Genomic DNA, 7,202 nt, shown 5'->3' on the forward strand with positions numbered 1-7,202 from the left:
ATTCTTTATTCAACATTAGCCTTTAGCCTATTCAGAATTTACAATTAAATTCATTAGATCAAATTCAGCTTTAAATACATCAGTCCAACAATTTATTCGTTTGCACAAAGTTCAAGTGCAACGATCTCAACCTCAATATCCACTTTAAATTTGACATTTAAGAGGCCGAAACTTAGCCCATAAATTCGCTCAGGATCATTTTGATAAGATGGTCTTGGATCAAATGACAAAACTTGTTCCAATTCCTTGATTAAACTTTCAGCGACACATTGTTGATCCAACTGTTGATTTCGCTGAATTTCAGCAGTTTTTGACCAAACAACTTTTTTTTGAATTGGCTTATCCTGTGCATAACCGCTCGTCGCCTCAACCAAGGCATCAGAATATTGAATATATGGTTTGATATCGATAACGGGTGTTCCATCTAGTAAATCACTGCCAGACACATACAATCTCAAAGAATCACCTTCTTTAAAAAGTTTTTTGAATTGTACGACTGACATGCCGATAGGTGCTGGACGGTACATGCTTCTTGTCGCAAAGACTCCCACTTTTTTATTTCCACCTAAACGTGGTGGTCTAACTTGAGGCTTAAATTTTTGATTATCCTGATTTTTATTATCGTGAAACTGCCAAATCAGCCATAAGTGACTGAAATCATGTATACCTTCAAAAGCCAGTTCATCATTATATGGCGCCAACAGTTCAATATAACTTTCAACATTTACTAAATTTGGCTGACGTGGAATACCAAACTTTTCTTTGTAGGGAGATCTCATTATACCAATCACAGGTAAAGTCAGCTCATTCATAATCACTTTTTTTGATAAGCTCAATTAAATATATTCAGTTTATCGAGAATGGTTTTAGTTTAGAATAGCAAGCTGTTCTAATTTGATAATTTATTGAGACCTTTAATGGCTGCTTTTAACGTCGAAAAGATTACTCACGTACACCACTGGAATGACACATTATTCAGTTTTAAAACGACTCGCGATACAGCATTGCGTTTTAAAAATGGTCAATTTGTGATGATTGGTTTAGAAGTCAATGGCAAGCCTTTAATGCGTGCATATTCGATTGCTAGCGCGAACTATGAAGAAGAACTTGAGTTTTTCTCTATTAAAGTTCCAGATGGTCCTTTGACATCAATCCTACAAAAAGTAAAAGTTGGTGATGAAATTTTAGTTTCTAAAAAACCGACTGGTACACTTGTTCTTGATGATTTAAATCCTGGTAAAAACTTGTATCTTTTATCATCAGGTACTGGTTTAGCTCCTTTCCTTTCGACTATCCGTGATCCAGAAACTTATGAGCGTTTCGAGAAAATCATCGTTGTACACGGTACACGTTATATCTCAGAGTTGGCGTATCAAGACCTTATTCAAAATGAAATTCCAAACCATGAGTTCTTTGGGGAACTTGGTGCGAAAGAAAAGTTAATTTATTACCCAACAGTTACACGCGAAGACTTCCATACTCAAGGTCGTGTTACAACTGCGATTGAAACTGGTGCTCTTTTCGAGAAAATCGGCTTACCTCGTTTTAATCCTGAAACTGACCGTGCAATGTTATGTGGTTCTCCTGCATTCCTTGACGATGTAGCTGCACTTCTTGATCAACATGGCTTAAAAGAATCTCCACGTATGGGTGTTCTTGGTGATTATGTGATTGAACGTGCTTTTGTTGAAAAATAAAATTACGTACAATAAAAAAACCGAGCTTTTTTGCTCGGTTTTTTTTTATTGAGTGTTATATTTACCCTATTATTTAAATCGATTTTATCTTGATTTAACTCTGTAGCAACTTTATTCAGCAATGTTGAACTAGAAGCAATATCGTCATTTCAAATATTCAACATTCACAGTAATCACTAACACTTAGTTTCTAATGTATTAACTTTAATACTAGTAAACAATAGGGTTCTTTCATAAATCATTTTTTACTCAGTTCTAAATTATAAATCCCTGCGATTAAACTGAATCTTAATCCCAATCTTTTGCCTCGATTACGGTATCGCTCAGCAAGGATTCTAAAGGTCTTCAAAGTCCCAAATACATGCTCAATCCCAATTCTTCTTTTATTGATTTCTTGATTGTAAACTTTTAGCTCAGGTTCTAGTTTACAGTGCTTTTTTGCTTTTAATGGCAATAGACTATTTGGATACACCGTATAAATCCTTTGATAGCCTTTATCTGCAAGGATAAAAGACCCTTTAGGAATTTGATTCAGGTTGCGTTTGAAGAGCTCGAAATCATGTACTGCACCACGACTCGTACATAAACTCAGAATTTGCTGAGTCTTAGAGTGGATGATGGCTTGTACTTTGAAAATATGAGCTTTCTTCTTACCACTATAGCTTTTCTTCTGTTTTTTTAGGTCTTTGTATTGGAATTTCTGTGGCATCTACGATCACCACATTCCAGTCGATACCTTCACCTTCAGGCAAACTCTTGGGTAAGTTAAATAGATTGGACTTGATCAGGCAATCCTCTACGTGGCGGACGATTCTTGAAGCAGTAGGCTCTGACACACCATAACTCGTTGCGACATGAAACAATGTTCGATATTCACGCCAATAACTTAAGCACAGAAGGATTTGATCTTCTACACTTAACTTAGATGGTCTACCTTTAGCAGGTACAAGCATTTTTAGCTGTTTAGCCATTAAATCAAAGGTTGACCATGAGATGCCTGTATATCGCTTAAACTGTGTTTCAGAGAGCTTCTTTGAGTCGATGTATTTCGTTCGCAAATTATGCATGAATATTTAAAATTATTCGGTACAAATAGTCAGCAAGGGATAGATCTTTTTTTGATTTATGAAAGAGATCGGATTTGTTGCACAAAGACTTCATAACTATATGATTTTAAAGGTTTTGATTATCTTTTGATCCAAAATTAAATTTATTTAAATCAGATGCTTACATATTTATGCAACAAAACCATTTTTAAATAGAAAATTTAATTATACTTTCTAAACCTTGTTCGCTTTACAGAAAAAATTAGAACATTCAAGCTATTACCTATTTACTTTAAAATTAATAATATAGTTCCTAATAGAAGTAAACAAAATGCTGAAATAATTATATTCTTTACGACAGAATTATACCATTGCCCATGTTTTTTTAATAATAAGTTAAGATTTTTATCATTAAGATTAGGAGCTAAAGGAAATAGCCCTTTTGAGAAAACAATGTCTCGTTTTAATATTTTTAATTCTCTAAACCTAGCAGCTGCAATAATTGCTGTTGTTGTCTCTATCAAAAAAAAATTAGTTAAATCTAATTTTTTAAAATACTTAGGATTGCCAAACAATAATTCTGAGATAGAACCTAGATTTTTTTTAACGTATGCATAGCTTTTGAAACTTGTTATCAATGAGATTGAAAGCCAAAGAGCACCTGTAAGAGCAAATATTATCTCCAAAGTTTTTTCAAACATTTTAATCTATCATCCAATTTATACTACGATCAGCACCATTTCCTATAGTTTCACCGATTTTACCGCCAATAATACCTCCTCCTAATCCACCTAAAACAGCACAAGCCCCTATAACAACTAGTCCAATACCACCAGTCCCTACGCCAATTACTAAAGCAGCAGCACCACCGATAGCAGCTCCTTTTGTTCCTCCATATATACTTCCTCCTACTTTCAAAGGCTCAACCAATACAGCTTTTCTAATTTGCTTAGCATCTCCTGTTTCTGCGGATTTGTAAATATTATAGCCACCTTCACCAATACTCATACCAATCATCAAATTACCGCCCCACCTCAGATTTTTACTGATGCGACCTACCTCATTCATATTTTTCAAATATCCAGGTATGCCCCCTTGATAGTTAGCCCCTTTAACAAAAGCTGTATTTTTTAATTGGCGTCGTAAGTTATTGGTCTTAATTCCTGTGTCCCATTGAAATATATTTTTTGAAATCCTATTTTCAAAGTCTTTAAAAAGTGGTGCGTTGTCAGCTTGAAATTTTGCAAAATGTTTATCATTTGATAGACGTGATTTTTTTTCATGTTCAGCTACATAATTCTTCACAATTTGAGAGTATGAACCTAAAGTTTTATTTTTAGCTTCTTCAACGAAAAGTATTGAGCCATCCACAACGTTTTTTGCAGTTGTATAGATTGAGCCAATCATACGGCTTTGTTGCACAAAGATTTGAAATGCAAAGCGCCCCTAATTGAGCCAAATTTAAGGCGTAACTTGGGTAAGTGGTCGACCTAATTCCGTAAATCTGTTGAGGACTGCTACACGTGCATGAATTTCATTCACCTGACTAGGAAAGCTTCTTGCCATTAATTTATCGCCTAATAATTTGATGCAATGCATCTTGGTTTCCACCAAACTGCGGCGATGATAGCCTGACCATTTTTTCCATAATGTCCTGCCTAAACGTTTAACTGTTCGAAGTAATTCATTTCGCTCTAGCGAGCAACTCTTTGTATCTTTCCATGGTTTCGCATTTTTTCTAGGTGGAATCACCGCATGTGCTTGCCGATCTGCAATGACCTGACGGCATTGCTTGGTGTCATAAGCTCCATCGGTATAAACAGAGTCAATCTGCTCATCTTGTGGAATCTGATTAAGTAAATCACCAAGCACCTGTGAATCACTGACATTATTGGTTGTGAGCTGAATAGCGCGTATTTGTAGGGTTTTGGCATCTATAGCAATATGTAGCTTACGCCATTGGCGACGATATTCAGGTCCATGTTTCTTGCGTTTCCATTCACCCTCACCTAGAAACTTCAAGCCTGTAGAGTCCATGAGTAGATGCAGCCCATAGTTACTTTTTTGGTAGCTGATTGCAATATCAATATACTTTTGTCTTCTACAAAGCGTACTGTAATCTGGCGCTGTCCAATTTAATCCGCAAAGTTTAATCAGACTTTGCACAAAGCCAGTGACCATACGTAAAGACAGACGAAATAAGGATTTAATCATTAAGCAGCATTGGATGGCTGCGTCGGAGTAGGTTTTATTTCGTCCTTGTTTGCCTTTTGATAGAGCATACCATTGCGTAGTAGGATCAAACCAAATGGCAATATTTCCGCGATTAATGAGTGCTCGGTTATATGCGGGCCAATTGGTTGTGCGGTAGATTTTGTGTGTAGGCTTCTTCATTTGAAAATTATATGGCTGAAGAAGCCCTTAAGAATAGCTTTCTGCAACAAAGCCGGTCTGACATAAAAAGTTCAAGTGCACGCTCAGCAGCGGTGAGCATCTGCTCAAAAGCATCGACTAGTTCTTTAAAATACTCTGCTGAGCTGTAGCGTTCTAATAAATAGATTTCTTGAGGATGAATCTTAAACTTAGACATTATTTCTTATTCGTCACTTCCAAATACCAAATTGTTTCCCCCCAATCACTTTCATAATTTGGAAAGATCTCACCCTGTTTAAAATATTGCCGTGAATTTGATTTCGCTGTTGTATACCAATATCCAGCTTTAGGACAAACCCGCCCAGCCGCCATATTTAGTTTTTCAGTTGATTCAATTTCGGGTTGATTGGCTTGTTTTCCTATATTTTCTATATCAAAAATATAATTCTTTTCTTCTTCGGGTATGGTTCCATCTATATAGCGATTGTCTTCCCAAATTAAACGCCATTTAACATCATACCAATCGTCAGTGCCTTCCAATTTATATTGGGTTGCTTCTGTCCCTTCTAAAAAGTAGTTTGGACATCCAACATAAATATTATAGTCAGAATCATTGGTTAATTTTTGATAGACAGGTTTTTCGAACCATGGTTCATAAATGCCTGAAATTTGGATTTCTTCACCTGAATGAATTTGACCTTTTGAGCTTTCATTATAATTTGGGCAAGGGATGATCGGTTCAACGATTTGCTTACATGGTGGCCAGTTTAGTTTACTAAATAAAGATTCATAGCTCCATTTCTTATAATAAATTCGATTATTATTTGGTACATCATATGAAACGTTATACAAAGTATTAACTGTGATACCCTCCATAGCTCTTGCTATCAATAATTTTAAAATATATCGTGTGTGGTCATGTTCAATAAAAATATTTCCATTTGGCTCTTGACCTATGCCTAGGTTTTGATAAAAAACATCATATAGCAAGCCATGTTCATCACCATAGCGACCAAAAATCCTCCCCTGAATATTCCCTTCAAAATAAAGATCATATGCTTCTTTTTTGAATTTGCTTTTTCTCAGTTCTGTTAAACCTTTTTCTGTATCACTTAGATCACTCAAATAATATAATAATTCTTCTTCATGACTCTCCTTAAAGCCTTCAGGTTCATTTAATAAGTTTAGAGGAGGATGCCTTAATTGTTGCTCAAATGCGTCTACAAATTCTTTCTCCAGTTCATATGCAACATATAAATACCGATAACTGGTATATTTTTTCATGAGATAAAAAGTTTGGTCTCTCGCTTTCTGATCAATGATATACATCATAAATTCCCTTAATTCGCCTTACTTTGCTCATGCTTAGTATTTGCTCGACCTGTCGCAGACACACCACGAGCTACCTGACCCTGTTGAACAGTTTTCTGTGCTTTTTCTCTTGCCGCCAAATACGCAACCGTATCTTCTAATTTTTTTGGAAGAATGGCATCATTCCAATTGGTTTTTTGAATTTTAACCATGTTTTCAATATATTGCCTGATCGGCTGATTGTCTGGGTGGCCAAAATCTATATATAACTGTTTTTCACCACCAGCTAACAACAATCCACTGCCTTGCATTTTTTCTAAATCAAGTTGCTCTGCAACCTGACCTTCCCATACTTTTAAGCCTTGCCAATTTTTAGGTACAACAATATTTAATTTTTCTAACTCAGCTATGGTAGGTATACGGTCTAGGGCCACAAATATACCATTTTTAGACCAGTCACTTTTTACAGCATAATCAAAACGCCATGCTGTGCCATTAATTGGCATTTTATCCGCCCAATACGCACCAGATTTATATGGTTTTTTTTGATCAATGATTCGTTTCCAGCCAACTCTAGCACCAGGTTTATATAACTTTGCTTCAATATTAGCTTTCTGACTAAATGAGGCTATTACATAATATTTTAAAACATCATTTGTCGCAGAATCATTTTTCTTCTTAGCTAAATCCGGCCATCCCTCTTTATGAATATAATGACTTAAAGATGCTGGTTTATGTCCTTTACTTGGAATCGTTTTTCTAGCAGTAGAAGCTA

The 7,202-nt window shown here is 35.6% G+C and carries 9 protein-coding genes and 1 pseudogene; 1 reads left to right on the forward strand and 9 read right to left on the reverse strand.

Annotated features, from left to right (window positions below):
- Positions 1 to 92 precede the first annotated feature (92 nt).
- Positions 93 to 812 (reverse strand): tRNA (N6-threonylcarbamoyladenosine(37)-N6)-methyltransferase TrmO, encoded by a 720-nt coding sequence (gene tsaA / locus AC1M9I_RS05935; RefSeq protein WP_481594733.1) that lies wholly within the window; start codon positions 810 to 812, stop codon positions 93 to 95.
- A gap of 105 nt (positions 813 to 917) precedes the next feature.
- On the opposite strand from tsaA, the gene AC1M9I_RS05940 reads away from it, so the two are divergent.
- A complete protein-coding gene (locus tag AC1M9I_RS05940) occupies positions 918 to 1,697 on the forward strand; it encodes a ferredoxin--NADP reductase (RefSeq protein WP_035267346.1) in 780 nt (259 codons plus the stop codon).
- Positions 1,698 to 1,935: 238 nt separating this feature from the next.
- Here the strand turns inward: AC1M9I_RS05940 and AC1M9I_RS05945 are convergent, their stop codons facing one another.
- The 8 genes and pseudogenes from AC1M9I_RS05945 to AC1M9I_RS05980 all read right to left on the reverse strand — a co-directional run.
- Complete coding sequence (locus tag AC1M9I_RS05945; protein WP_481610814.1) at positions 1,936 to 2,406, reverse strand: transposase; 471 nt, start codon at positions 2,404 to 2,406, stop codon at positions 1,936 to 1,938.
- Positions 2,354 to 2,764, reverse strand: a complete 411-nt coding sequence (locus AC1M9I_RS05950; RefSeq protein ID WP_481610815.1) for a transposase family protein — start codon at positions 2,762 to 2,764, stop codon at positions 2,354 to 2,356. Before AC1M9I_RS05950 ends, AC1M9I_RS05945 begins: the two co-directional genes overlap by 53 nt.
- Positions 2,765 to 3,030: 266 nt before the next feature.
- The gene (locus AC1M9I_RS05955) at positions 3,031 to 3,444 is read right to left on the reverse strand and encodes a hypothetical protein (protein ID WP_481610816.1); all 414 of its coding nucleotides are present in this window, start codon (positions 3,442 to 3,444) and stop codon (positions 3,031 to 3,033) included.
- 1 nt (position 3,445) lies between these two features.
- Positions 3,446 to 4,165 carry a hypothetical protein gene (locus AC1M9I_RS05960; RefSeq protein WP_481610817.1) on the reverse strand — a complete coding sequence of 240 codons (720 nt, stop codon included), beginning with the start codon at positions 4,163 to 4,165 and terminating at the stop codon, positions 3,446 to 3,448.
- Positions 4,166 to 4,204: 39 nt separating this feature from the next.
- Positions 4,205 to 5,137 carry an IS5 family transposase gene (locus tag AC1M9I_RS05965; RefSeq protein WP_481610818.1) on the reverse strand — a complete coding sequence of 311 codons (933 nt, stop codon included), beginning with the start codon at positions 5,135 to 5,137 and terminating at the stop codon, positions 4,205 to 4,207.
- A 7-nt stretch (positions 5,138 to 5,144) separates the two neighbouring features.
- A complete protein-coding gene (locus AC1M9I_RS05970; protein WP_481594736.1) occupies positions 5,145 to 5,333 on the reverse strand; it encodes a hypothetical protein in 189 nt (62 codons plus the stop codon).
- Positions 5,333 to 6,445, reverse strand: a complete 1,113-nt coding sequence (locus tag AC1M9I_RS05975) for an Imm72 family immunity protein (protein WP_481594737.1) — start codon at positions 6,443 to 6,445, stop codon at positions 5,333 to 5,335. Before AC1M9I_RS05975 ends, AC1M9I_RS05970 begins: the two co-directional genes overlap by 1 nt.
- An 11-nt stretch (positions 6,446 to 6,456) precedes the next feature.
- Positions 6,457 to 7,202, reverse strand: a pseudogene (locus AC1M9I_RS05980) (hypothetical protein); the annotation flags it as partial.

The sequence above is a fragment of the Acinetobacter sp. ANC_7553 genome (assembly GCF_056779895.1).

Coding starts and splice junctions, on each gene's coding strand:
- tsaA (WP_481594733.1), bottom strand. CDS start 812: ATGAATGAGCTGACTTTACCTGTGATTGGTATAATGAGATCTCCCTAC.
- AC1M9I_RS05940 (WP_035267346.1), top strand. CDS start 918: ATGGCTGCTTTTAACGTCGAAAAGATTACTCACGTACACCACTGGAAT.
- AC1M9I_RS05945 (WP_481610814.1), bottom strand. CDS start 2,406: ATGCCACAGAAATTCCAATACAAAGACCTAAAAAAACAGAAGAAAAGC.
- AC1M9I_RS05950 (WP_481610815.1), bottom strand. CDS start 2,764: ATGCATAATTTGCGAACGAAATACATCGACTCAAAGAAGCTCTCTGAA.
- AC1M9I_RS05955 (WP_481610816.1), bottom strand. CDS start 3,444: ATGTTTGAAAAAACTTTGGAGATAATATTTGCTCTTACAGGTGCTCTT.
- AC1M9I_RS05965 (WP_481610818.1), bottom strand. CDS start 5,137: ATGAAGAAGCCTACACACAAAATCTACCGCACAACCAATTGGCCCGCA.
- AC1M9I_RS05970 (WP_481594736.1), bottom strand. CDS start 5,333: ATGTCTAAGTTTAAGATTCATCCTCAAGAAATCTATTTATTAGAACGC.
- AC1M9I_RS05975 (WP_481594737.1), bottom strand. CDS start 6,445: ATGTATATCATTGATCAGAAAGCGAGAGACCAAACTTTTTATCTCATG.